Source organism: Variovorax sp. RKNM96 (genome assembly GCF_017161115.1).
Lineage (GTDB): Bacteria > Pseudomonadota > Gammaproteobacteria > Burkholderiales > Burkholderiaceae_C > Variovorax.
In genome coordinates, this window is the sequence record NZ_CP046508.1 from 2,150,903 (window position 1) to 2,174,207 (window position 23,305).

Annotated in this window: 26 protein-coding genes; 7 read left to right on the forward strand and 19 right to left on the reverse strand. The window is 66.0% G+C overall.

Annotation, left to right across the window (positions count from 1 at the left end; genetic code table 11):
• Window positions 1-4: 4 nt before the first annotated feature.
• Window positions 5-751 (forward strand): TetR/AcrR family transcriptional regulator, encoded by a 747-nt coding sequence (locus GNX71_RS09790; RefSeq protein WP_206178135.1) that lies wholly within the window; start codon window positions 5-7, stop codon window positions 749-751.
• Window positions 748-1,200, forward strand: a complete 453-nt coding sequence (locus GNX71_RS09795) for a DUF2000 domain-containing protein (RefSeq protein WP_206178136.1) — start codon at window positions 748-750, stop codon at window positions 1,198-1,200. Before GNX71_RS09790 ends, GNX71_RS09795 begins: the two co-directional genes overlap by 4 nt.
• Here the strand turns inward: GNX71_RS09795 and GNX71_RS09800 are convergent.
• Both GNX71_RS09800 and gnd read right to left on the reverse strand, forming a co-directional pair.
• Window positions 1,197-1,754, reverse strand: coding sequence for a GNAT family N-acetyltransferase (locus tag GNX71_RS09800; protein ID WP_206178137.1), 558 nt, complete (start codon window positions 1,752-1,754; stop codon window positions 1,197-1,199). The genes GNX71_RS09795 and GNX71_RS09800 overlap by 4 nt on opposite strands.
• A gap of 4 nt (window positions 1,755-1,758) precedes the next feature.
• A complete protein-coding gene (gnd, locus tag GNX71_RS09805; protein WP_206178138.1) occupies window positions 1,759-3,180 on the reverse strand; it encodes a decarboxylating NADP(+)-dependent phosphogluconate dehydrogenase in 1,422 nt (473 codons plus the stop codon).
• A 139-nt stretch (window positions 3,181-3,319) separates the two neighbouring features.
• Here gnd and GNX71_RS09810 point away from each other — a divergent pair, with 139 nt between their 5' ends.
• A complete protein-coding gene (locus GNX71_RS09810; RefSeq protein ID WP_241027216.1) occupies window positions 3,320-4,288 on the forward strand; it encodes a helix-turn-helix domain-containing protein in 969 nt (322 codons plus the stop codon).
• Window positions 4,289-4,395: 107 nt separating this feature from the next.
• Window positions 4,396-5,124, forward strand: coding sequence for an alpha/beta hydrolase (locus GNX71_RS09815; protein WP_206178140.1), 729 nt, complete (start codon window positions 4,396-4,398; stop codon window positions 5,122-5,124).
• 14 nt (window positions 5,125-5,138) lie between these two features.
• Here the strand turns inward: GNX71_RS09815 and GNX71_RS09820 are convergent, their stop codons facing one another.
• The 12 genes from GNX71_RS09820 to GNX71_RS09875 are packed head-to-tail and all read right to left on the reverse strand — an operon-like array spanning window position 5,139 to window position 13,727.
• Window positions 5,139-5,750 carry a 3'-5' exonuclease gene (locus GNX71_RS09820; RefSeq protein ID WP_206178141.1) on the reverse strand — a complete coding sequence of 204 codons (612 nt, stop codon included), beginning with the start codon at window positions 5,748-5,750 and terminating at the stop codon, window positions 5,139-5,141.
• A complete protein-coding gene (locus tag GNX71_RS09825) occupies window positions 5,747-6,187 on the reverse strand; it encodes a TfoX/Sxy family protein (protein WP_206178142.1) in 441 nt (146 codons plus the stop codon). The genes GNX71_RS09820 and GNX71_RS09825 overlap by 4 nt, the downstream gene beginning before the upstream one ends.
• Window positions 6,184-6,495 carry a YciI-like protein gene (locus tag GNX71_RS09830; protein WP_206178143.1) on the reverse strand — a complete coding sequence of 104 codons (312 nt, stop codon included), beginning with the start codon at window positions 6,493-6,495 and terminating at the stop codon, window positions 6,184-6,186. The genes GNX71_RS09825 and GNX71_RS09830 overlap by 4 nt, the downstream gene beginning before the upstream one ends.
• Before the next feature lie 19 nt (window positions 6,496-6,514).
• Window positions 6,515-6,904: a VOC family protein gene (locus tag GNX71_RS09835; RefSeq protein ID WP_206178144.1), complete on the reverse strand. Its 390-nt coding sequence runs from the start codon at window positions 6,902-6,904 to the stop codon at window positions 6,515-6,517.
• Window positions 6,905-6,929: 25 nt separating this feature from the next.
• Window positions 6,930-7,424: a GNAT family N-acetyltransferase gene (locus GNX71_RS09840; RefSeq protein WP_241027217.1), complete on the reverse strand. Its 495-nt coding sequence runs from the start codon at window positions 7,422-7,424 to the stop codon at window positions 6,930-6,932.
• A gap of 36 nt (window positions 7,425-7,460) precedes the next feature.
• Entirely contained in the window at window positions 7,461-8,348 is an 888-nt protein-coding gene (fghA, locus tag GNX71_RS09845; RefSeq protein ID WP_206178146.1) for an S-formylglutathione hydrolase, read from the reverse strand.
• A complete protein-coding gene (locus GNX71_RS09850; protein WP_206178147.1) occupies window positions 8,345-9,265 on the reverse strand; it encodes an alpha/beta hydrolase in 921 nt (306 codons plus the stop codon). The genes fghA and GNX71_RS09850 overlap by 4 nt, the downstream gene beginning before the upstream one ends.
• Window positions 9,266-9,284: 19 nt before the next feature.
• Window positions 9,285-10,391 carry an S-(hydroxymethyl)glutathione dehydrogenase/class III alcohol dehydrogenase gene (locus GNX71_RS09855; protein ID WP_206178148.1) on the reverse strand — a complete coding sequence of 369 codons (1,107 nt, stop codon included), beginning with the start codon at window positions 10,389-10,391 and terminating at the stop codon, window positions 9,285-9,287.
• A gap of 49 nt (window positions 10,392-10,440) precedes the next feature.
• Window positions 10,441-11,091 (reverse strand): glutathione S-transferase family protein, encoded by a 651-nt coding sequence (locus GNX71_RS09860; RefSeq protein WP_206178149.1) that lies wholly within the window; start codon window positions 11,089-11,091, stop codon window positions 10,441-10,443.
• Complete coding sequence (locus GNX71_RS09865) at window positions 11,088-11,951, reverse strand: aromatic ring-hydroxylating dioxygenase subunit alpha (RefSeq protein WP_206178150.1); 864 nt, start codon at window positions 11,949-11,951, stop codon at window positions 11,088-11,090. The genes GNX71_RS09860 and GNX71_RS09865 overlap by 4 nt, the downstream gene beginning before the upstream one ends.
• A 10-nt stretch (window positions 11,952-11,961) precedes the next feature.
• Window positions 11,962-12,633 carry a Rieske 2Fe-2S domain-containing protein gene (locus GNX71_RS09870; protein ID WP_206178151.1) on the reverse strand — a complete coding sequence of 224 codons (672 nt, stop codon included), beginning with the start codon at window positions 12,631-12,633 and terminating at the stop codon, window positions 11,962-11,964.
• A gap of 14 nt (window positions 12,634-12,647) precedes the next feature.
• Complete coding sequence (locus tag GNX71_RS09875; protein WP_206178152.1) at window positions 12,648-13,727, reverse strand: BMP family ABC transporter substrate-binding protein; 1,080 nt, start codon at window positions 13,725-13,727, stop codon at window positions 12,648-12,650.
• A gap of 162 nt (window positions 13,728-13,889) precedes the next feature.
• Between GNX71_RS09875 and GNX71_RS09880 the strand changes: the two genes are divergently transcribed.
• The 3 genes from GNX71_RS09880 to GNX71_RS09890 all read left to right on the forward strand — a co-directional run bounded on the left by GNX71_RS09880 (window position 13,890) and on the right by GNX71_RS09890 (window position 15,908).
• Complete coding sequence (locus tag GNX71_RS09880) at window positions 13,890-14,861, forward strand: LysR family transcriptional regulator (RefSeq protein ID WP_206178153.1); 972 nt, start codon at window positions 13,890-13,892, stop codon at window positions 14,859-14,861.
• A 32-nt stretch (window positions 14,862-14,893) separates the two neighbouring features.
• Complete coding sequence (aroQ, locus tag GNX71_RS09885) at window positions 14,894-15,334, forward strand: type II 3-dehydroquinate dehydratase (RefSeq protein ID WP_206178154.1); 441 nt, start codon at window positions 14,894-14,896, stop codon at window positions 15,332-15,334.
• A gap of 82 nt (window positions 15,335-15,416) precedes the next feature.
• Complete coding sequence (locus GNX71_RS09890) at window positions 15,417-15,908, forward strand: DUF3304 domain-containing protein (RefSeq protein ID WP_206178155.1); 492 nt, start codon at window positions 15,417-15,419, stop codon at window positions 15,906-15,908.
• 46 nt (window positions 15,909-15,954) lie between these two features.
• On the opposite strand, the gene GNX71_RS09895 is transcribed toward GNX71_RS09890, so the two are convergent.
• The 5 genes from GNX71_RS09895 to dnaJ all read right to left on the reverse strand — a co-directional run bounded on the left by GNX71_RS09895 (window position 15,955) and on the right by dnaJ (window position 23,207).
• Window positions 15,955-16,398: a hypothetical protein gene (locus tag GNX71_RS09895; protein WP_206178156.1), complete on the reverse strand. Its 444-nt coding sequence runs from the start codon at window positions 16,396-16,398 to the stop codon at window positions 15,955-15,957.
• Between the two features lie 126 nt (window positions 16,399-16,524).
• Window positions 16,525-18,072, reverse strand: coding sequence for a SpoVR family protein (locus tag GNX71_RS09900; protein ID WP_206178157.1), 1,548 nt, complete (start codon window positions 18,070-18,072; stop codon window positions 16,525-16,527).
• Window positions 18,069-19,361: a YeaH/YhbH family protein gene (locus tag GNX71_RS09905; RefSeq protein WP_206178158.1), complete on the reverse strand. Its 1,293-nt coding sequence runs from the start codon at window positions 19,359-19,361 to the stop codon at window positions 18,069-18,071. Before GNX71_RS09905 ends, GNX71_RS09900 begins: the two co-directional genes overlap by 4 nt.
• Before the next feature lie 49 nt (window positions 19,362-19,410).
• The gene (locus GNX71_RS09910) at window positions 19,411-21,333 is read right to left on the reverse strand and encodes a PrkA family serine protein kinase (protein WP_206178159.1); all 1,923 of its coding nucleotides are present in this window, start codon (window positions 21,331-21,333) and stop codon (window positions 19,411-19,413) included.
• 734 nt (window positions 21,334-22,067) lie between these two features.
• A complete protein-coding gene (dnaJ, locus tag GNX71_RS09915; RefSeq protein ID WP_042578582.1) occupies window positions 22,068-23,207 on the reverse strand; it encodes a molecular chaperone DnaJ in 1,140 nt (379 codons plus the stop codon).
• Between the last annotated feature and the right edge of the window lie 98 nt (window positions 23,208-23,305).

Below are 23,305 nucleotides of genomic sequence, written 5' to 3' on the forward strand. Positions count from 1 at the left end.
ATCCATGCCCAAGGACATCACCTCGAAACCGCCGCGTGCCGCGCGCAGCGAAAAATCCGAGCGCCGCATCGAGAGCCTGCTCGCAGTAGCCAAGGAAGTCTTCGCCGAGAAGGGTTTCGAGCGCGCCACCACGCTGGAGATCGCCCAGCGCCTGGGCGTCTCCGAGGCCACCGTGTTCACCTACTTCGGCAGCAAGCGCGAGTTGTGCCTGGAGGTCATTCGCCGCTGGTACGACCAGATCTCCGGCGAGGTCGAGCGGGAGCTGCCGCAGCTCAATGGCCTGCGCGCACAACTCGCCTTCGTCGTGCGCAAGCACCTGGTCAACCTGATGGGCGAAGGCGCCGGCATCTGCGCGCTGGTGCTGAGCGAAGGGCGCACGGCCGACGCGGCTTTCGGCGGTGTCATCGCCGACCTCAAGCGCCGATACACCGCACCCTTCATGCATGCGCTGGCCGCTGCGCGCGAAGCCGGCGAGCTGCGCGAGGGCGTGCCGCTGCGGTTGCTGCGCGACATGGTCTTCGGTGCCATGGAGCACGTGCTCTGGGACTATGTCGTCTCCGGAAAGAAGCCCGACATCGAGGAGACCGCATCGCAGCTCACCGAACTGCTGTGGAGCGCCTTCGTGCCCGTCGATGCGTCGCTGCACGCGCTCTCGCAGTTCCGCGCCGAAGTGGGGAATGCGCTGCGGCGGCTCGATGCGCCCCCTTCATCTGCTTCACCGTCTTCCACGCCTCGCAAAGCCTCTTCATGAACGACTCCGTGCCTTCTTCCGTCCCTTCCACTGCGCCCGCGCTGCCCGAACGCTGCGTGATCGTCGTCGACAACACGTTGCCCGCGGGGCTCGCGGCCAATGCGGCAGCCGTGGTGGCGCTCACCGTGGGCCAGCGCCATCCGGGGCTGGTCGGTGCGCCACTGATCGACGCGTCGGGCGGCGTGCATCCCGGCCTCATTCCGATCGGCATCGCCGTGCTCGGCGCGAGCCAGGAGGAACTGGCCGCAGTGCGCCACAAGGCGATGGAGACCACCGAATGCGACGTGGTCGACTTTCCGGTGCAGGGCCAGCAGACCACCAACTACGCGGCCTTCGGCGAAGCCGTGGCTGCCGTGCCGGAACAGGCGCTTCGCTATGTGGCGGTGGCGCTCGTCGGCGAGCGCAAGCCGCTGGGCAAGGTGGTGTCGAAGCTCGGGTTGCTGGGCTAGGAGCGCGAGGGCGCATCGAGCGCCAGCCGCAGCCGCGTGACGTTGGGATTGCCCGGATCGCGCTGCACCCTGAACCCCAGCTTGCGCGCCAGCGCCAGCATGCCGACGTTGTCGTAGAGCGTGATGTCCGCCAGCTGCTTCACGCCGGCCTCGGTGGCCGCATCGATCAGCTTGCGCATGAGCTTCATCGCGACACCGCGGTGCTGCCACGCATCGCCGATCACGACGGCGAACTCGGCGACGTGGGCCGTCTCGGGCGTGTCGCCGCGCACATAGCGCACCACGCCCATCTGCTGCTGCGCGCCGTCGACGATGGTGGTCGCGATGAGCGCGAGTTCGCGCTCGTAGTCGATGTGGGTCATGCGCCAGAGCTCGTCGGGCTGGGGCTTGCGCGGCGAGAGCAGGCGGCGGTAACCCGTTTCGTTCGACAGGCCCGCGACGAATGCCGTGTGCATCGGCAGGTCGTCGGCGTGGATCGGGCGGATGCGCACCGGCGTGCCGTCGGCGAGGTGCCAGTCTTCGACAAGGTGACTGGGGTAGCCGGCGGCCGGCATGGCATCAGCCGATGACTTCAGGCCAGTCTGTATGGAAGAACTGGCCTTCGGGTTTGTCCACGCGCTCGTAGGTGTGCGCACCGAAGAAGTCGCGCTGCGCCTGCAAGAGGTTCGCCGGCAGCCGCTCCGTGCGGTAGCTGTCGTAGTAGGCGAGCGACGCGCTGAACGCCGGCACCGGAATGCCGTTGCTCACCGCCAGCGCCACCACTTCGCGCCAGTTCTGCTGCGTGCGGTTCAAGAGGTCCTTGAAGAACGGATCGAGCATCAGGTTGGCCAGCGCCGCGTCGGTGCGGAAGGCGTCGGTGATGCGGTTCAGGAAGCGCGCACGGATGATGCAGCCGCCGCGCCAGATCGCCGCGATACGGCCCAGGTCGAGCTTCCAGTCCTTCTTGTCGCCCATCGTCTTGATGAGGTCGAAGCCCTGCGTGTAGCTGATGACCTTCGAGGCATAGAGCGCATCGTGCACCTTGGCCACCAGCGCCTTCTTCTCCAGCGACAGTTCGATCTTCGGCCCCTGCAGCACCTTGCTGGCCGCCACGCGCGCCTTCTTCTGCGACGACAGCACCCGCGCCTCGACGGCGGCGTTGATGGTGCTGATGACCACCGCGTTTTCGGCCGCGTTGATCAGCGTCCACTGGCCCGTGCCCTTCTGGCCGGCCTTGTCGAGGATCACATCGACGATCGGCTTGCCGGTCTCCGGGTCCTTCTGCTCGAGCGCCTTCGCGGTGATCTGGATCAGGTAGCTCTGCAGCTCGCCGTCGTTCCATTCGTTGAAGATCGCGGCCATCTCGTCGGTGGTGAAGCCTGCGGCCTTGAACAGGCTGTAGGCCTCGCAGATGAGCTGCATGTCGCCGTACTCGATGCCGTTGTGCACCATCTTCACGTAGTGGCCCGCGCCGCCGGGGCCGATGTGGATCACGCAGGGCTCGCCGTCCACCTTGGCCGCGATGCTCTCGAAGATCGGCTTCATCACCTCCCAGGTGGAGAGCGGGCCGCCCGGCATGATCGACGGCCCCTTGCGCGCGCCTTCCTCGCCGCCCGAGACACCCGCGCCGATGAAGCGCAGGCCCTTGCTCGAGAGGTACGCATCGCGGCGCTCGGTGTCGGTGTAGAGGCTGTTGCCGCCGTCGATGACGATGTCGTCCTTGTCGAGCAGCGGAATGAGTTGTTCGATCACCTGGTCCACCGGCGCGCCGGCCTTGACCATGATCTGGATCTTGCGGGGCTTCTCGAGGCTCTGGACGAACTCTTCGAGCGTCTTGGCGCCGACCAGCTTCTTGCCCGGGTTCGCGGCGATGAAGGCTTCGGTGGTGGCCTCGGTGCGGTTGTAGACGCTGACCTGGAAGCCGCGGCTTTCCACGTTCAGCACGAGGTTCTGGCCCATGACGGCCAGGCCGATCAGTCCGAAATCGCTTTTCTTGCTCATGTTGCTCGGAGCCCTTCCTTCGTATGCGGTTGAAGACGGTTGGATGTGACGGTCATTGTGCCGGGGCCACCGCCGCCCGGCGTCGGAGGGCGTCTATACCCGCTTGGCAAACGGGTCCGGGCTGGCTATGTTTGGCGGGATGACTCCCGCCGCCGCTTCCGCGCCCGCCGCCATCCACGCCTGGTCGACCGACACCGTGCCGCCGCCGCAGCGGCTGGACTACTGGATCGGCGCGATCTGCGAGGGTTTTCTCGAAATGGACGTGACCAGCACGGAGGCCGGCGCGTTCGGTGCCACGCTCGAATCCGCGCCGCTCGGCCCCATCGGCGTGAACCGGGTACGCGGCACCGCGCAGGACGTCTACCGCACGCGCCGCGCCATCGCCCACAGCCGCAGCAACTACTACTACCTGCTCTGCAAGACCGATTCGCCCTGGGTGGCCGTGCAGGAGGAACGCTCCGCGCGCATGCTGCCCGGCGACGTGGTGCTGGTCGATTCGCGCCGCTGCTATGCGTTTCACCTGCTGCAATCGGCCGACACCCTCTCGCTCGAGCTGCCGACCGCATGGGTCGAGTCGTGGCTGCCCGATGCCGGCGACCTCGTGGCGCGCCGCATCGACGGGCACAGCGGCTGGGGCGGCGTGCTCAGCGGCTTCGCGCAGCAACTGACGCCCGAGGTGGCCGCGAAGCCACCGCTGCCCGCGGCGCTGCTGACCGACCAGTTGGGCGGGCTGCTCTCGCTGGCGTTCGGACAGGCGCCCGCGGCGTCCGACCAGGGCTGCCGCGCCGCGTTGCGCCAGCGCGTGCTCGACGCCACCCGCGAGCGCCATGCCGAGCCGGGCCTCACGGCCGCGGGCGTGGCGCGCGAACTGGGCATTTCGGAGCGTAGCCTGCACCGCTGTCTCGCCGACGGCGCGACCACCTTCGCCACCGCCCTGACGGGCTTTCGCATGCAGGTGGCGCAGCGCATGCTGGCCGATGCGCGCTTCGACCGGTTGAGCGTCGCGGAGATCGGGTTCCGCGTGGGGCTGAGCGACGCCTCGCACTTCGTGCGGCAGTGTCGAAGACATTTGGGGCGCACACCCGGAGAACTGCGGCGCTTGCGCTGAAGGGGGCGGGCGCGAATCGGCCATCGGCCTGGCAGGTATCGGCCATCCGCGGTGCATGCGCGTTTTTACAGTCGCGTTGCTTCAACCCCCTCAAGAAGGAGACACCCATGTCCGACACCTACGTTCTCGTCCACGGCGCCTGGCACACCGGCGCGGAAATCGAAGCGGTGGCCGACCACCTGCGCAAAGCCGGTCACACGGTGCATTGCCCGACACTGGCCGGCAACCGGCCCGGCGACGACCGCGCGACCACCGGCCTGGAGGATGCGATCGCCTCGGCCGTGCGCTACATCGAGGAGAAAGACCTGACCGAGGTGCGCCTGGCGGGCCATAGCTACGGCGGCATGGTGATCTCGGGCGTGGCGGACCGCATCGCGCACCGGTTGAAGCGGCTGGTCTATATCAATGCCTTCGTGCCGCTCGATGGCGAATCGCTCAACGACATGGTGCCGCCGCACTACGTGACGATGTTCGACGCCATCGCTGGCGCCAACGGCAACGCCGTGACCCTGCCTTTCGAGATCTGGCGCGAGGCCTTCATCAACGACGCCGACCTTGCGCTCGCGCAGTCGGCCTACGAAAAGCTGAACCCGCACGCGTACCGCACCTTCACCGACAAGATCCAGCTGAAGCAGCCGTTGGCTGCTCTTGCGCTCGGCAAGTCCTACGTCAACTGCCAGCAGGACACCGCGCTGCCGCACAGCCTGCCGTGGCATCCGCGCCTGTCGGAGCGGCTGGGGCTTTTCAGACTGGTGGAATGCCCCGGCAGCCACGAGATGTTCTTCTCGAACCCCGCGCGGCTGGCGCAGGCGATCCTGGAAGCCGGGCGCGACTGAGGCCTGCTGCGAACTCAGGCGCCGGCGAAGAGCGCGTCGTATACGCGGATCGACGCGTAGGCATCGTTGGCCGCATAGCGGATCTGCGATTCCGTCAACTGCTTGTTGGCCCAGTTCGAGGTGGTCGCCTTGCGCGACTTCATGAAGCGCCGGTCGAACACCAGCGCCACCGCCGTCTTCACGCCCACCGACTTGCGGTAGCCGCGGCGGCGGAATTCGTTGTCGATGTCGTACACCGCACCGGGCTCGATGTTCAGGCGATTGCGGATCAGCGTGAGGTCGGTCGAGAGGCCGAAGCCGACCTTCTTGAGTTCGGTGGAGGCGATCAGCGCGGCGACCACCGGGTTGCATTCGGTGCGGTGCAGCTGGAAGAGCCAGGCCGTCTCGCGGGTCGAGAACTGCACCACGTGCGGTCCGCCCGAGACCTCGTTCTTCGCGAAGGTGGGCTTGGATTCGGTGTCGAAGCCGGCGACACCCGCGGCGAGCAAGGTGGCTGCGGCGTGCTCGGCCTCCTGCAGTGTGGTCACGACGACGATGTCCTTCAGGTCCAGGCCCTCGAAGGGCTCGAGCAGGGCGATCTGCTCGCGTTCGGGAAGGGGCTGCAACGTGGATGTGTTGTCGCTCACCGAGGGGCTGCTTTCTTTTTCTTCACTGGGGCTTTCTTTGCGGGTGTCTTTTTGGCGGCCACTTTCTTCGCGGCGGTTTTCTTCGCTGCGGCCTTGGGCTTGGGCTGTTTCGGAGGCTGGCCCGAACGCAAGGCGGCTTCGTAGGCGAGGCGGCCCCAGCGCGCGGCTTCTTCGCGGTCTTCGAAGAAGTCGGCCGGGGCTTGCCGGTACGACATCGGCATCGCCTTGCCCTGGCGCATATAGGTGAAGGGCGGCAGGTTCAGCTTGTCGAAATGCACGGCACTTTCGGCGTCGGACTTGAGGTACAGCGTGTCCTTGAAAACGAGCGCGATCATGCGGCCCTCGTGCCACACGCCGTGGCCACTGAACATGCGGCGCGTCTGGATGCGGCCCAGGCGCTCGAAGGTCTCGTGCAGGCTCTGGACGAATTCGCTCATCGTGCAGCGTCCGGCCTGACCGGCGTCGATGCCTGCGCGCCGACCACGGTGTTCCAGGCCTTCACCCGCCAGCCGGTGACGATGCCGTTCAGCACATACGGGTCGGCCTTGGCGAAGGCCTCCGGCACCTCGGGCGAGGCGGCCTCGAACAGCAGCACCGCGCCGTCGGGCGGGTTGCCGGTGGCGCCGCCGAGCAGCAGCTCGCCGCGTTCCACCGACTGCCAGGCGAAGGCCAGGTGCACGTCGCGGAACTCGCCGCGGCGCTCGAGGTAGTCGGGGGCGGTGTCGTAGATCAGCAGGTAGTGCATGAGGGTGTCTCCGCGGGGCTCAGGACGTGATCTCGATGCGGTTGCCGTCCGGGTCGAGCACCACGCTCTCGTAGTAGCCGTCGCCGGTGCGGCGCGGGCCGTCGAGCAGCGGATAGCCGTCGGCCGTGAGCCGCTGCGTGAGCGCATCGACGGCGGCGTCGGAGCCCACGCTGATCGCCAGGTGCGTCCAGCCCATGCGCTGCGCGCCGGCTTCGGTCACCATGGGCGATAGCGTGCTGGTCGTCATCGCCTCGATGCGCGCGCCGTCGCCCAGGCTCAGGAAGCAGGAGGCGAAGCCTTTCGTCGGGTTCACGTAGCCGTCGCCGGCCGTCGCGCCGAAGTAGTCGACATAGAAGCGCTTGCAGCGTTCGAGATCGGTGGTCCAGAGTGCGATGTGATCGATGCGCATGAGGGAACAGGAATGTGTGGGCCGTTCAGCCGACCCGCCATGGCGGGCGCGAGGGCGACCAATGGTAGGCGATGCGTTCGCGTCCGCTGGTGGGGTGGTGGTCGACCGTGCCGCGCACGAGGCCATAGCGTTCGTAGAAACGTTGCGCGGTGGTGTTGGTGGTGGCCACGTGGAGCCTCCAGCCGGTCGGTATGCGCACGCAGGCTTCGTCCAGCAGCGCCTGCCCGAGGCCCTGGTTGCGCAGGTGCGGCTCGACGAAGAGTTGCGCCACATACTCCCGCCGCTCCAGCAGCACCATGAACGCGAGCACCTGGCCATCGCGCTCGGCCAGCACCACCTCGGCCGGCAGCACGAACTCGGTCTGCACGCGGCGCAGCCAGTGTGAGATGGGTTCGGTGAAGGCCGCGCCGCGGTTGGCCGAGATCCATGCGCGCCGCCAGATGCCGGCCAGCACGAGGCTCTCTTCGGCGGTGCCATCGCGCGACCGCAGGTGGAAGGCGGGGATTTGGGCGGCGGACATGCGTTTCATGATACGGCGGGCACCCGCCGCAGTCGATCAGGGCCGCTGGGCGTGGAGCGATTGCGCGTGGTGCGCGATGTGGTCCGCCATGAAGCTCTGGATGAAGTAGTAGCCATGGTCGTAGCCCGCGTGCCGGCGCAGCGTGAGCGGCTGGCCGGCTGCGAAGCAGGCCGCCTCGAACGCCTCGGGATGCAGTTGCTCCGCAAGGAATTTGTCGGCCAGCCCCTGGTCGATGAGGATGCCCTGCGGATACGGCGCGACGGTCTGCGAGCGCATGAGCGCGCTAGCGTCGTGCGCGAGCCACTGCGCGCGGTCGACGCCGGGTGCGCCGAGGTAGCCGTTGAACGCCTTCTCGCCCCACGGGCACTCGGTGGGCGCGCAGATCGGCGCGAAGGCCGAGAGCGACTTGAAGCGCCCCGGATGCCGCAGCGCCAGCGTGAGCGCGCCATGGCCGCCCATCGAGTGGCCGAAGATGCCGAGGCGCTGCCCGTCGATCGCGAAGTGCTGCGCCGCGAGCGGCAGCAGCTCGTGGACGATCCAGCTTTCCATGCGCCAGTGCGTGGCCCACGGTTCGCGCGTGGCGTCGAGGTAGAAGCCGGCGCCGATGCCGAAGTCCCAGTCGTCCTTCGCGCCGGGTACGCAATCGGCGGCGGGGCCGCGCGGGCTGGTGTCGGGCGCGATCAGCGCGATGCCCAGGCTCGCGGCCATGCGCTGCGCGCCGGCCTTGATGGCGAAGGTCTCTTCGTTGCAGGTGAGGCCCGCGAGGTAGAGGAGGGCCGGCACCGGCCCGTTCGCGGCCTGTGGCGGCAGGTAGACCGAGAAGCGCATCGGCAACCCGATCTCTTGCGAGGCGTGCGCGTGAAAGCTCTGCACGCCGCCGAAACAAGGGTGTTCGGACAGGGTCTTGGGTGTGTGGTCGGTCATGGCTTGTAGTTGCGCAATGCGGGCACCAGTTCGAGCACCGCATCGGCGAAGGTGCGCGGCGCTTCCTGCGGCAGGTTGTGGCCCGCGCCGGGCACGAGGCGGTGCGAGCGCGGTCCGCTGAAACGATGTGCGTGGGCCGCGGCATCGGCCGGTGGCCGCACGCCGTCGTCGATGCCGTCGAAGGTGATGGCGGGCACGGTGATCGCGGGCTGCGCGGCGAGGCGGCGCTCGATGCCCGCGTACGCCGGGTCGCCGGGCACGAGGCCGAAGCGGTGGCGGTACGAATGGATCACCACCTCGACGAAGTCCGGATGGTCGAAGGCAGTGGCGCTGCGCTCGAAGGTGGCGTCGTCGAACTGCCAGGTCGGCGACCACAGCTTCCAGAGCAGCTTCGCGATGGCCTTGCGGTCCTTCGCAAGACCGGCGCGGCCGCGCTCGCTGTGAAAGTAGTACTGGTACCAGAGGCTGTGCTCGTTCTCGGCCGCGTCGGGTTCCATCGCCTTGGCGATGTTCTGGATGTTGTAGCTGTTGAGCGAGACCAACCCCGCGCAGCGTTCGGGCCACAGCGCCGCGACCACGCAGGCGGCGCGGCCGCCCCAGTCGTAGCCTGCGAGCACCGCGCGGTCGATCTTCAGTGCATCGAGCAGCGCGAGCAGGTCGGCGCCGAAGGCGGCCTGCTCGCCCGAGCGGGGCGTGGCATCGCTCAGGAAGCGCGTGCCCCCGTAGCCGCGCATGTACGGCACGATCACGCGGCAGCCTTGGTCCGCGAGCAATGGCGCGACTTCGGCGTAGGTGTGGATGTCGTACGGAAAGCCGTGCATCAACAGCACGGGCGGGCCGTCTGCCGGGCCGGCTTCGTAGTAGGCGACTTCGAGGACGCCCGCTTCGATCTTGCGCAGGGGTTCCATGCGGTTCATGGCGAACGCCTCCGGCCGATCAGTACAGGACCACGCCGCGAATCGACTCGCCGCGCTTCATCAGGTCGAACCCCTTGTTGATGTCTTCCAGCGGCATGGTGTGCGTGATCAGGTCGTCGATGTTGATCTTGCCTTCCATGTACCAGTCCACGATCTTCGGCACGTCGGTGCGGCCGCGCGCGCCGCCGAAGGCCGAGCCTTCCCACTTGCGGCCGGTGACCAGCTGGAACGGCCGCGTGCTGATTTCCGCTCCCGCTTCGGCCACGCCGATGATGATGCTGCGGCCCCAGCCCTTGTGCGTGCATTCGAGCGCTTGGCGCATCACCTTGGTGTTGCCGATGCACTCGAAGCTGTAGTCGGCGCCGCCGTCGGTCAGCTGCACGATGGCATCGACCACGTTCTCGGTGTCCTTCGGGTTGATGAAGTGCGTCATGCCGAACTTTCGGGCCATGGCTTCGCGCTCGGGGTTCAGGTCGACGCCGATGATCTTGTCGGCGCCCACCATCTTGGCGCCCTGGATCACATTGAGGCCGATGCCGCCGAGGCCAAACACGACCACGTTGGCGCCGGCTTCCACCTTGGCCGTGAAGATCACCGCGCCGATGCCAGTGGTGACGCCGCAGCCGATGTAGCAGACCTTGTCGAAGGGCGCGTCCTCGCGGATCTTGGCGAGCGAGATTTCAGGAGCGACCGTGTAGTTGCTGAAGGTCGAGGTGCCCATGTAGTGCGCGATGGGCTTGCCGTCGAGGCTGAAGCGCGAGGTGCCGTCGGGCATCAGGCCCTTGCCCTGCGTGCCGCGGATCAGCTGGCACAGGTTGGTCTTGCGCGAGAGGCAGAACTTGCAGTGGCGGCATTCGGGCGTGTAGAGCGGAATGACGTGGTCGCCCTTCTTCAGCGTGGTGACGCCGGGGCCCACGTCGACCACGATGCCCGCGCCTTCGTGGCCGAGGATCGCGGGGAAGATGCCTTCGGGGTCGGCGCCCGAGAGCGTGTAGTAGTCGGTGTGGCAGATGCCGGTGGCCTTGATCTCGACCAGCACTTCGCCGAACCTGGGACCTTCGAGGTCCACGGTTTCGATGGTGAGGGGAGCTCCGGATTTCCAGGCGACGGCGGCTTTGGTTTTCATGGCGGGTTCGGGGGAAAGAGGGAGAGGGAGGGGCGGACCCCAAGAATACTCAGGCAGGGCCAGCAGGGAAGATACCCGACATCCCGATGAACCCGGGCAGGTGTCGGAAATTCCAGACCCAGTTCCGCAGGGCCGGAAACTCGTCGAGCGGGATGCCGCCTTCGCCCGCCAGCGCGACATACGGGAAGCAGGCGAGGTCGGCAATCGTCGGATCGGGCGCCGAAGCCAGCCAGCGCAGGCCCGCGCTGGCCTGTTCGGCGAGGTGGTCGTCGAGCACGCGGAATATGGCGCGGGCGCCGCTGCGGCACGCCTCGATGTTCAGGTGGTGGTAGCCGAGCGCATCGTGCAGGCGCGCGGCCGAAGCGGTGCGGGTGATCTCGTCGGCGGTGGCGAGCCACATCGTGACCTGGCTGCGCAGCTTTGCATCGTCCGGATACCAGCGGTGCTGCGCGTCGTAAAGGCTCGCCAGGTAGACCAGGATGGCCTGCGCATCGCGCAGCACGAAGCCCTCGTCGTCGATCACCGGGAGCTGTCCGAGCGGATTGACGTTCGCAAGGAACGCGGCCGACTTGTGTTCGCGCCCCGGGTAGAAGTCGACCGGCACCGCTTCGTAGGCAACGCCCAGCCACGCCAGCATCTGCCGCACCTTGAAGCAGTTGCCCGAGAGCGGATAGTCGTACAGCTTCAGCATCGTCGTCATGCGGCGACCCTCGTGCCGAAGCGCATGCCGCGCTCGCGCAGCCAGCGGCGGTAGGTGACGGAAGACGTGTCGCCGCGCGTCGGCGTCTCGGCGCGGCCTTCGAGCGGCATGCGCTTGAAGGCGTGGTTCTCCAGGATCGGCTTGTCCTGCCCGAAGATCGTTTGCTGGAAGGCGATGAGCTCGGCGTCGGTGGAGACGTCGTCGAAGCAGGCAAGGATCGTGTGGGCGATCACATGCTCGTCGTCAATGGGTTGCAGGAAGAGGCCGATGGCGTCCTGCGCGTCGGGGCGCAGGCTCGACTTGTAGAGCATGGCCGAGAAGGGCTGCATCACGCGGTACTTGTAGAGCACGTTGCTGCCGGTGTCGTGCGCGGCCGAGGCCCGGGGCTGCCAGAAGCGGCAGTCGGTGGCCCAGATCTCGCCGGTGGCGGGGTCGATGTCCACCTGGTACTGCGCCACCTCAGTGTGCGGCACCTTGCCGAGGTAGTCGGCATGCACGAAGGGGAAGTGCGCCATGTCGAGGAAGTTCTCGATCACGCGCAGGCCCGACACCGCCACGCCGATGCCGCCGCAATCGACGGTGCGGCGGCCGGGTTCGGCGTATTCCGGGAATGCAAAGAGCGGGCGCGCAGGGCGACCGCTGGGGCAGACCCAGAGGTAGCCGTAGCGCGATTGCACGGCCAGCGGCTGTGCGTCGAGGCGGCATTGCGGCGTGCCGTCGGCATCGGCCCAGAGCGACAGCGTTTCGCCGAGCAGGCAGGCGGCATGCGGTTGCCGTTCGGAGGTGCCGGAGAGCGCGCTTGCAGATCCGACGACGAGCCAGTCGTCGCGCATGTTGGGATCGTCGGTGACAAAGGGCATCGGGGTTCCTTCAGCCTTGTGTTTCGATGGTGCCGCGCAGGTTGCGCGCGGCCGTGTGGAGGGTCTTCATTGCGTCGGAGCCGGGCGGCGCCTCGGTCCACAGGTGGACGAAGGTGAACTGCGGCTGTGCGTCCAGCACCAGTGCAGCGGTCTTCACTCCGTCGAGCGCACCTCGAAATGCGCCCGGTGCTGCATCGGCCGCGAAGCCGTGCTGTGCAAGCGCATCGCGCACGCCCTCTGCGCCGGCACGCAGCGTCAGCGTGCGGCAGAAGTGCCAGCCGGCCGGCACGGCTTCGGCCAGCGAAGGCGGCGCAGACGATGCGTCTCGCGTGTGGCTGACCCACAGCATGCCGCCCGCATCGACCGCGCCGAACACCTTGGCGCAGACGTTGCGCGGCGCCTGCATCGCCGGATGGGCCGGAATGCTGACGCACTGCCCGCCGCCCGCGGCGTACTGCCAGCCGTGGTACGCGCAGGAGAGGCGGTCTTCGATGACCTGGCCGAGCGTGAAGCGCACGCTGCGGTGCGGGCAGCGGTTTTCCCAGGCCTGCGCCGCGCCGCTGGCCGAGCGCCAGAGCGCGAGTTCCTGTCCCTCGGCGAAGCCGGCGACGATGTTGGCGCCGGGGCGTACGCCGGCGGATGGCGCCACGGGGTGCCAGGTGGAAGTGGTCGGATCGGTCATGTCGTTCGGGGCCCTCAGCGCGAGCCGCCCATGACGCCTTCGGCGAACCAGTCCATCTTGCCGAGGTCCGCGTCCGCCACATTGCTGCCGGCTGCCACGCGAACCACGCCCTTCTGGTCCTTGATGGGACCGCCGAACACCTGCAGCTTGCCGCTCGCGATGTCGCGCTCCTTCGCCTGCACGAGGTCAGCGACGTCCTTCGGCACGCGCGGGCCCATCGGCGCCATCTTCACCACGCCGTCGGCGATGCCGCCCAGGTAGAGGCTGGGCTTCCAGGTGCCGGCCATCACCTCGCGCGCCACCTTGGTGTAGAAGCCGCCCCAGTGGTGGGTGACGCCTGTGAGGTAGTTCTTCGGTGCATGGCTGCGCATGTCTGAATGGAAGGAGATGACACCTACGCCGCGCGCCTCGGCGGCGGTGGTCACGGCGGGCGTGTCGGTGAAATGGGTGAGCACGTCGGCGCCCTGGTTCATCAGCGCGACGGCGGCGTCGCGCTCCTTCGGCGGATCGAACCACGAGTTGATGAACACCACATGCACCATCGCCTTCGGGTTGACGCTGCGCGCGCCGAGCGTGAAGGCGTTCAGGTACCACATCACATCGGGCACCGGGTGCGCGCCGACGAAGCCGATGGTGTTGGAGCGCGTGGTCCTTCCCGCCACGATGCCCGCGAGATAGCCACCTTCATGCCAGCGGGCGTTGTAGCCGCCGAAGTTCTTCGCGGTCTGGTAGCCGCTGGCGATCAGGTACTTCGTGTCGGGGTTGTCGTTGGCGACCGAAAGCATCGGCTTCATGTAGCCGAAGGAGGCGCCGAAGATCAGCTTGCAGCCATCGGCCGAGAGCTCGCGCGCCACGCGCTCGGAATCGGGGCCCTCGTTGGTGTCGGGCACGGTGCGCACGCTGATCTGCGTGCCGAGGTTCTTCTCGAGCTCACGCCGGCCGAGGTCGTGCTGGTAGGTCCAGCCGGTGTCGCCGACCGGGCCGAGGAAGACGAAGCCGATCTTGAACGGCCCCGCCGCCCAGGCGGCGCGCAATGGGAGCAGGGAGGCGGCGACGCCGGCGGAGAGCAGGGTGCGTCGGGCAGGGCTGTGCATCGGGTTTTCTCCAATCGTGGGGAGCGGGGCTCGGTGGGGCCTGGCATAGCATTCGCTACGCCCACGCAGACCGTACCGCTTCTTTCCACCCGATGAAAGCCAAATGCCGAGACGCAACTTTTCATTTCTGAAACGGCCAGCTTTCGCCGAAGGAGACCGCGCGTGACCGGCATCGACCTGGCGCTGGTGCAGGCTTTCGTGCTGGTCATGCAAAGCGGCAGCCTCACGAAGGCCGAGAGCCTGTCGGGCGTCTCCAAGGCCACATTGAGCCGGCAGCTCACGCGGCTGGAGGAACTGCTGGGCGCACAACTGCTGATGCGCAGCCCGCGCCGCCTCACGGCGACCGAGGCCGGGCGCGCCTTCTTCGCGCGCTGCGAAGGCCTGCTGGACGATGTGACGGGCCGGCTGGAGGCCGCGCGCACCGAGATCCAGGAGATCACGGCGGGCGTCTCGGGCAGTCTTTCCTTGCTATCCGATACGCAGTTCAGCACCTCGTTCGTCTGCCACGTCGTCAAGCTGTTCCTGGAGTCGCACCCCGATGTGCGTTGCCAGCTCGACGTGGCGAGCCGCCTGAATGCGCCGCAGATCGGCGATGTCGATTGCTACGTGTGCTCCGAGCCGCCCGACGTGCCGAACCTCGTCGCCAAGCTGCTGGGCCGGCTGAATTACGGCCTCTATGCGAGCCCGCAGTACCTCGAGCGCCAGGGCACGCCGCAGGTGCCCGAAGACCTGCTGGATCACCGCTCGATCGTGATGAAGGAAGCCTCGGGGCCGTCGCAGGTTCTGCTGGTCTCGGGCGCATCGGGCAGCTACGCCTTTCGCCCGGAACCCGCCTTCGAGACCAACGACCACTGGGTGATGAAGACCTTCTGCATCGACGGCTTCGGCATCGCGCTGCTGCCGGCCTTCTTTGCCCGGCCCGAAGTGGCGCAGGGCGTGCTCGTGCCGGTGCTGCCGCAATGGCAGCCGGAGCCGCGGCGCATCTACTGCGCCTACCAGCGGCAGCGCTACATGGGGCAGAAACTGCGCGCGTTCGTCGACCTGATGGCGCGCTGCGTGGTGGACATCGATTCGTACAACTACTACGTGGGCTCGTCCGCGGCCCGGCGGGGCAGGGCGGGTGCAAGACCATAATGACGGCCCGTCCGACGTCCGCCTGATCCATCATGAAGAAAATCCTCGTCCTCAACGGCCCCAACCTCAACCTGCTCGGCACGCGCGAGCCCGAGCAATACGGACGCGACACGCTGGCCGATGTCGAGCGCCTGTGCAAGGAAACGGGCGCGAAGCTCGGCGTCGAGATCGAATGCCGCCAGTCGAACCACGAAGGCGTGCTGGTCGACTGGATCCAGGAAGCGGGCCGCGAAGTGGCGGCCGGCCACATGCTCGGCGTGGTGATGAACCCTGGCGCCTACACCCACACCTCGATCGCGCTGCACGATGCGATCAAGGGGGCGAGCGTGCCGCTGATCGAGCTGCACATCTCGAACGTGCATGCGCGGGAGGAGTTCCGCCACAAGTCCTACATCTCGCCTGCGGCGCGCGGGATCATCGTGGGACTGGGCGTCAAGGGCTACACGCTGGCGATTGCCGCGCTGGTTCCCTAGGCTCGCTGCCGGGCTTCGCGCACTTACCGGGTTGCCGGGTTGTCATTGCGCTGGCGCGAGATCTGCCACGAGAATCATGGGCATGCGCACAACAATCACATGGCTGGTCGTGGGGGTCTTCATGGCGGGTTGCGTTCAAGCCGAATCCGGCAGCGCGAACGTGAACGCCAAAGTCGCCGAGCCCGCCATGGCCTCGGCGAATCTGAGTGCTTACAACCACACGCCGAACTACATTCACAGGTACTGGGTCAACGGGCAGTTCGGTGCAAACTCATACGCCTATGGGGGCGGTGGCAGCTTCGTCTGCTGCATCATGTATCCGCCCAAATGGACACCCGGCCTGACTGCGGTCGTCCGCTGGAGCACGAGCAACTCCGATCCGAAGGGACCACTGAACAAGGCGTGGCACGAGAAGACCGTCCCGATCGACCGCTATGACCGGACCGGATCGACGATGAACGTGCACTTCCTGCCCAACGACGAGGTTCGTCTGGTCATCAGCAATGGCGATGCCTATGTCCCCAACTATCCGGGTCCGCCTGGACCCAGGAAGCCCGCAGGCTTCAAGTTTTGAGACGACATGAACGAACAAGCGAGAGTGAGAGCTGCACCGGGTCCCTTCATCCAGCGGCAACCGTGCAGGAAACGGAAAGTACCTTTCCTTTGACGTCGAAGCTGGCCTTGCACTTGTAGGTGACGTCGTTTCCCTCGTTGTTGGTCGCCTCGAATGTGGCGGTCTTCACGAAACATACGCTCTGATTGAGCACCGGCTCGCCAGACTTGTAGTGAGCATATTGGAGCTCGAATCTTCCAATCGAAAAATTCGGCATCCCAGCGATTGCGTTCCTGGCAATCTTCTGCACGTTGGCGTCGTTCGCGCCGCGAAACTGGGAAACGGCCATGAGCTTTTCGCGCATGGTTGACCAATCGCGGCTCTTGTATTCACAAACGCTCCTCCTCGCTGCGGGTTCGCTTCCTGAAAACTGAGCGCCATGGCTTGGCTCCGTCGCACCGACTGCGCCCGCGAGAAGGAAGGCTGCACTGCTTGCGATTGCGTAGTTCATAGGTCCCCCGAGGCAGAGCAGCATAAGCGAACGGGGGACATTCGCTTCGCTCCGCACATCGGCGGCGTGAGCGATGCCCTGATGACGCACGTCACGCACCAACAAGCCAACGCGAAGAGCCGGGGTTCAGTAGAGTTGCTTCGGCGCCGAAGCCTTCCAACTCCGGCTGATGCGCCCCGCGCTGTCGATGCTTTCGAGGTGCACGTCGAAACCCCACAGCCGGGCGACATGCTTGAGCACTTCTTCCGCCCCGTCATGCAGCGGCAGGTTGTTGCGCTGCGTGTGCCGCAGCGTCAACGAGCGGTCGCCGCGCGTGGCCACGCTCCACACCTGGATGTCCGGCTCGCGGCTGCTGATGTCGTACTGGCGTGAGAGGGATTCGCGCAGCGACTGGTAGCCGCTGTCGTCGTGGATGGCGGAGACCTCGAGCTCGGCTTCACTCTGGAAGTCGCGAATGGAGAACAGGCGGAAATCGCGCATCGTCTTCGGGCTCAGGAACTGGCCGATGAAGCTTTCGTCCTTGAAGTTGCGCATCGCGTAGTCGAGCGTCTTGACCCAGTCGCTGCCGGCGAAGTCGGGGAACCAGCGGCGGTCTTCCTCGGTGGGCTTCTCGCAGATGCGGCGCAGCTCGGTGAACATCGCGAAGCCCAGCGCATAGGGGTTGATGCCGCTGTAGGCGCGGTGGCCCACCGGCGGCTGGAAGATCACGCCCGTGTGCGAGCTGAGCCACTCCATCATGAAGCCGTCGGCCAGCTGGCCGCGCTCGTACATCGTGTTGAGCAGCGTGTAGTGCCAGAAGGTGGCCCAGCCTTCGTTCATCACCTGCGTCTGGCGTTGCGGATAGAAGTACTGCGCGATCTTGCGCACGATGCGCACTACCTCGCGCTGCCAGGGTTCGAGCAGCGCGGCGTTCTTCTCGATGAAATAGAGCAGGTTCTCCTGCGGCTCCGAGGGAAAGCGCCGCGTGGCGTCGGATTCGGCCGCTTGTTCGGCGCGCTTGGGCAGCGTGCGCCAGAGGTCGTTCACCTGCTGCTGCATGTGGCGCTCGCGGTCGGCGCGCTGCACGCTCTCCTGCGCGAGCGAGCGCTTCTGCGGACGGCGATAGCGGTCGACGCCGTAGTTCATCAGCGCATGGCAGGAGTCGAGCAGTTCTTCGACCGCATCGAGGCCGTGCCGCTCCTCGCACTCGGCGATGTAGTGGCGCGCATAGACGAGGTAGTCGATGATGGACGACGCATCGGTCCACATCCGGAACAGGTAGTTGCCCTTGAAGAAGCTGTTGTGGCCATAGGCCGCGTGCGCAATCACCAGGGCCTGCATGGCCATGGTGTTTTCTTCCATCAGGTAGGCGATGCACGGATCGGAGTTGATGACGATCTCGTAGGCCAGGCCCATGTGGCCGCGCTTGTAGTTCTTCTCGGTGGCGATGAACTGTTTGCCGTACGACCAGTGGCGGTAGATCATCGGCATGCCCACGCTGGCGTAGGCATCCATCATCTGCTCGGCGGTGATCACCTCGAGTTGGTTGGGGTAGGTGTCCAGGCCGAAACCCTTGGCGGTCTTGGCGATCTCGGTGTGGTAGGTCTCGATGAGCTCGAAGGTCCAGTCCGAGGGGCTGGGCAGGCGCTCCAGCTTTGGGCCCGAGGGCGGGCGGTCGGTGGCGGTGGTGTTCATGAGGTGACCCCTTCCTTCTTGAACAGGTCGCGGAACACGGGGTAGATGTCCTGGGCGTCGGACACCTTGCGCATCGCGAAGTTGGGCTGCACGCCCTCGAGCTGCGCGTATTCCTGCCACAGGTTCTGCTCGGTCTCGGCCACCTGCACGTAGGCGTAGTAGCGCACCACCGGCAGGATGTCGTTGACCAGCAGCTCGCGGCAGCGGCCGCTGTCCTGGTGCCAGTTGTCGCCGTCGCTGGCCTGCGCGCCGTAGACATTCCATTCGCCGCTCGGGTAGCGCGCCTTGATGATCTCGTCCATCAGCACCAGCGCGCTCGAGACCACGGTGCCGCCGGTCTCGGTGGCGTGGAAGAATTCTTCCTCGGTCACTTCCTGCGCCTGCGTGTGGTGGCGCAGGAACACGAGGTCGATGGTCTCGTAGTGCCGAGTGAGGAACATGTAGAGCAGCATGAAGAAGCGCTTGGCCATGTCCTTGCGCGCCTCGTCCATCGAGCCCGACACGTCCATGAGGCAGAACATCACGGCCTTGGCGCTGGGCACCGGCGTCTTCACGCGATTGCGGTAGCGCAGGTCGATGGGGTCGATGTAGGGCACGTGCCGCATGGTGCGGCGCAGCTCGGCGATGAGTTCCTCGGTCTCGCGGATCTCCTTCTCGATCAGCGCCGTCGTGGCCTGCGGATGCGCCTTCAGGTGCAGCAGGTGCGCTTCGAGGCGCTTGAGTTCCTTGCGCGGTTCGCCGCCCAGCGCGATGCGGCGCGCCAGCGCTCCGCGCATCGAGCGCACCACGTGCAGGTTGTTGGGCGAGCCGTCGCTCGTGAAGCCGGCGCGGTGGCTCTTCCACTCGGGTACGTCGGCGATCTGGGTGCGGATTAGGTGCGGCAGTGCGAGGTCGTCGAAGAACACGCGCATGAATTCTTCGCGCGTGAGGCGGAAGACGAAGTCGTCCTCGCCTTCACCGCTGTCGCTCGCTTCGCCACTCCCGGAGCCGCCGCCGCCCTGGCCATCAGGGCGGGCGATGCGGTCGCCTTTCAGGTACTCCTGGTTGCCCGGGTGCACGTACTCGCGGTCGCCGCCACGGGCATGTCCGAACACCGGTTCGGACACATCGTGGCGCGGCAGGGTCACGTCTTCGCCTTGCTCCAGTTCGCGGATGTTGCGGCCGCTGACTGCGCGCCGCACCGCCTCCTGGATCTGCCCCTTGTAGCGCCGGAGAAAGCGCTCGCGGTTGCCAATGGACTTGTTCTTGCCCGATAGCCGGCGGTCGATGATCTGCTGCAGGATGGCCACGATGGTGTCAAAGCTCCTTGCAAAGAAGAGAACGAATGAAGGCTCGTCGTTATGAACTCTTGCGCACGCGCAGGTACCACTCGCAGAGCAGGCGCACCTGCTTGGCGGTGTAGCCTTTCTCGACCATGCGCGTGACGAAGTCCTCGTGCTTCTTCTGCTCGTCGGCGCTGCTCTTGGTGTTGAAGCTGATCACCGGCAGGAGCTCTTCGGTGTTGGAGAACATCTTCTTCTCGATCACCGCGCGCAGCTTCTCGTAGCTGGTCCACGCCGGGTTGCGCCCCGCGTTGCCGGCCCGCGCACGCAGCACGAAGTTGACGATCTCGTTGCGGAAGTCCTTCGGATTGCCGATGCCGGCGGGGCGCTCGATCTTCTCGAGCTCACCGTTGAGCGAGGCGCGGTCGAACACTTCGCCGGTGTCCACGTCGCGGAACTCCTGGTCCTGGATCCAGTAGTCGGCGTAGGTGACGTAGCGGTCGAAGATGTTCTGTCCGTACTCGCTGTAGCTCTCCAGGTACGCGGTCTGGATCTCCTTGCCGATGAACTCGGCATAGCGCGGCGCCAGGAGCTCCTTGATGTAGCTGATGTACTTCTGCTCGACCTCGGGGGCGAACTGCTCGCGCTCGATCTGCTGCTCGAGCACGTACATCAGGTGCACCGGGTTGGCGGCGACTTCGGAGCTGTCGAAGTTGAAGACCTTCGAGATGATCTTGAAGGCAAAGCGGGTGGAGACGCCGCTCATGCCTTCGTCGACGCCCGCGTAGTCGCGGTACTCCTGGATCGACTTGGCCTTGGGATCGGTGTCCTTGAGGTTCTCGCCGTCGTACACCTGCATCTTGCTGAAGGTGCTGGAGTTCTCGGGTTCCTTCAGGCGCGTGAGCACCGAGAGCTGCGCCATCATGCGCAAGGTGCCGGGCGCGCAGGGCGCCTGGGCCAGCGACGAGTTGCGCACCAGCTTCTCGTAGATCTTGATTTCTTCCGAGGCGCGCAGGCAGTAGGGCACCTTGACGATGTAGATCCGGTCGAGGAAAGCCTCGTTGTTCTTGTTGTTGCGGAAGGCCTTCCACTCGCTCTCGTTGCTGTGCGCGAGCACGATGCCGTCGAAGGGGATGGCGCCGAAGCCTTCGGTGCCCTTGAAGTTGCTCTCCTGCGTGGCCGTGAGCAGCGGGTGCAGCACCTTGATGGGCGCCTTGAACATTTCCACGAACTCCAGCAGGCCCTGGTTGGCCAGGCACAGGCCCCCGGAGTAGGCGTAGGCGTCCGGGTCGTCCTGGGCATAGGTCTCGAGCTTGCGGATATCGACCTTGCCGACCAGCGAGGAGATGTCCTGGTTGTTCTCGTCGCCCGGCTCGGTCTTGGCGACCGCGATCTGCCTGAGCACCGAGGGGAAGCGCTTGACCACCTTGAACTGGCGGATGTCGCCGCCGTATTCCTCCAGGCGCTTGACGGCCCAGGGCGAGAGAATTCGATTCAGGTAACGGCGCGGAATGCCGTATTCCTTTTCAAGGATCTCGCCGTCTTCCAGGGTGTCGAAGAGCCCCAGGGGGGATTCGTTCACCGGCGAACCGTGGATCGCATAGAAGGGCACGTGCTCCATGAGCTGCTTCAGGCGCTCCGCGATCGAACTCTTGCCGCCGCCGACCGGACCCAGCAGGTAAAGGATTTGCTTCTTTTCTTCCAGCCCCTGGGCGGCGTGGCGGAAATAGGACACCACCTGTTCGATGGCGTCCTCCATGCCGTAGAACTCCTTGAACGCCGGATAGATCTTGATGACCTTGTTGGCGAAGATGCGCGAAAGCCGGGGGTCGTTGCGCGTATCGACCAGCTCGGGCTCGCCAATGGCCTTGAGCATGCGCTCGGAGGCGGTGGCGTAGGCGGTGGAATCGCGCTTGCAGATATCCAGGTATTCCTGCAGGGAGATCACCTCCTCGCGGGTGCGCTCGTAGCGGGCGGCAAAGTTGCTGATCACATCCATGGTCACGCCTCCATCAGGTCAGTGGGGCTTTTGGCCCCGAGGCCTGCAGCAAAGGCAATGCGCGCCATTTAAAAGGTGCCCGCCCCGCTGCACGCGGTGGAAAACTCCCCTACAACATTCTGCTAACAATCAGGATAAAGCAAAGATTGAACCCGGCAAATCTTTTATTTATTGCGAACCCTACTGGCACGTAAAGTTCCTGAAAAAAGCCGGAACTAGTTTTCAAATTTCAGTTAAATTAAAAGGCTCGTCTCGCGCAATTCTCTCCGGGTGAAATGCCTATATCGAACGGTATTGGTGTTTTCCCGGGAACACGGTGCCTATTGGGCGCTGTAGCTCAATAAAAACATACGTCTCCCTGCAATAACGCGCGATCTGTCGTTTGGTTTATTGCACATCCAAAAAATATCTAAAAGCAATCATCACGCCACCTTGGGCTAGGCGATTGGCTCATGTACGCGTGGGATGCGAGCGCAGATTCCGGGTGGCAAGGGCCGCAGTGGTGCGAGGCGCACCGCCCGTGTGCTCCGGGGCAGTCTCGCGGCTCAGAGTGCACCAGTCCGAGGAGACACGGCGTTCCGGCGCCGCGTCGCGCCGCATCCGCCAAGCGGGATGGGAACGCGTGTTACAGACGAAGAAAAGCCCCGAGGCCCTGCTGCAACCGGTGCACGCAGAGGCTCAGGGCCTCGAACATTCCCGCACGTCTTTGGTGCCCGGCGGGAGGGCCTCTCAAGTCAGCTGAAAAATTCCTTGGCCTTGTCGAACCAGCCCTTGTCGGTGGGGCTGTGCTTGTCGCCGCCCTTCTTGAGCGACTCGTCGAGTTCCTTGAGCAGCTTGCGCTGGTGTTCGGTGAGCTTCACCGGCGTCTCGACGCGCACGTGGCAATACAGGTCGCCCGGATAGCTCGAGCGCACGCCCTTGATGCCCTTGCCGCGCAGGCGGAACTGCTTGCCGCTCTGCGTGCCGTCGGGAATGTCGATGGCGGCCGCGCCCTTGAGCGTCGGCACGCTGATCTCGCCGCCGAGCGCGGCCGTGGTCACGCTGACCGGCACCACGCAGTGCAGGTCGTCGCCGTCGCGCTCGAAGAGTTCGTGCTTCTTCAGCCGGATCTCGATGTAGAGATCGCCCGGAGGCCCGCCGTTGGTGCCCGGCTCGCCGTTGCCGGTGCTGCGGATGCGCATGCCGTCGTCGATGCCGGCCGGGATCTTCACCTCGAGCGTCTTGTTGTTCTTGATCTTGCCCTGGCCATGGCACACGGTGCAGGGCTCGGGAATGATCTTGCCGCTGCCGTGGCAGGTGGGGCAGGTCTGCTGCACGCTGAAGAAGCCCTGGCGCATCTGCACCGCGCCCGCGCCGTGGCAGGTGGTGCAGGTGATCGGCTTGGTGCCGGGCTTGGCGCCCGAGCCCTTGCAGGTGTCGCAGTTGTCCCAGCTCGGAATGCGGATCTGGGCTTCCTTGCCCTCGGCCGCTTCCTCGAGCGTGACTTCCATCGCGTAGCTCAGGTCGCTGCCGCGGAACACCTGGCGCCCGCCGCTCTGGCGGCCGCCGCGCGCTCCGCCGAACACGTCGCCGAAGATGTCGCCGAAAGCTTCCGCGAAGCCGCCGAAGCCTTCCGCGCCCGGGCCGCCGCGCATGTTGGGGTCGACGCCGGCATGGCCGTACTGGTCGTAGGCCGCACGCTTCTGGCCGTCGGACAGCATTTCGTAGGCCTCCTTCACCTCCTTGAACTTGGCCTCGGCGTCCTTGCTGGTGTCGCCGTGGTTGCGGTCGGGGTGGTGCTTCATCGCAAGCTTGCGATAAGCCTTCTTGATTTCTTCCTCGCTGGCGTTCTTGGGGACGCCGAGGGTTTCGTAGTAGTCGCGTTTGGTGGCCATGGCAGGTCGATCAGGGGGCTCGGGAGACAGCGGGAACTCGGGTGACTTGAAGCGAGAAAGGCTGGAGCACCCCGCAGGGTGATCCAGCCTTGGTCAAG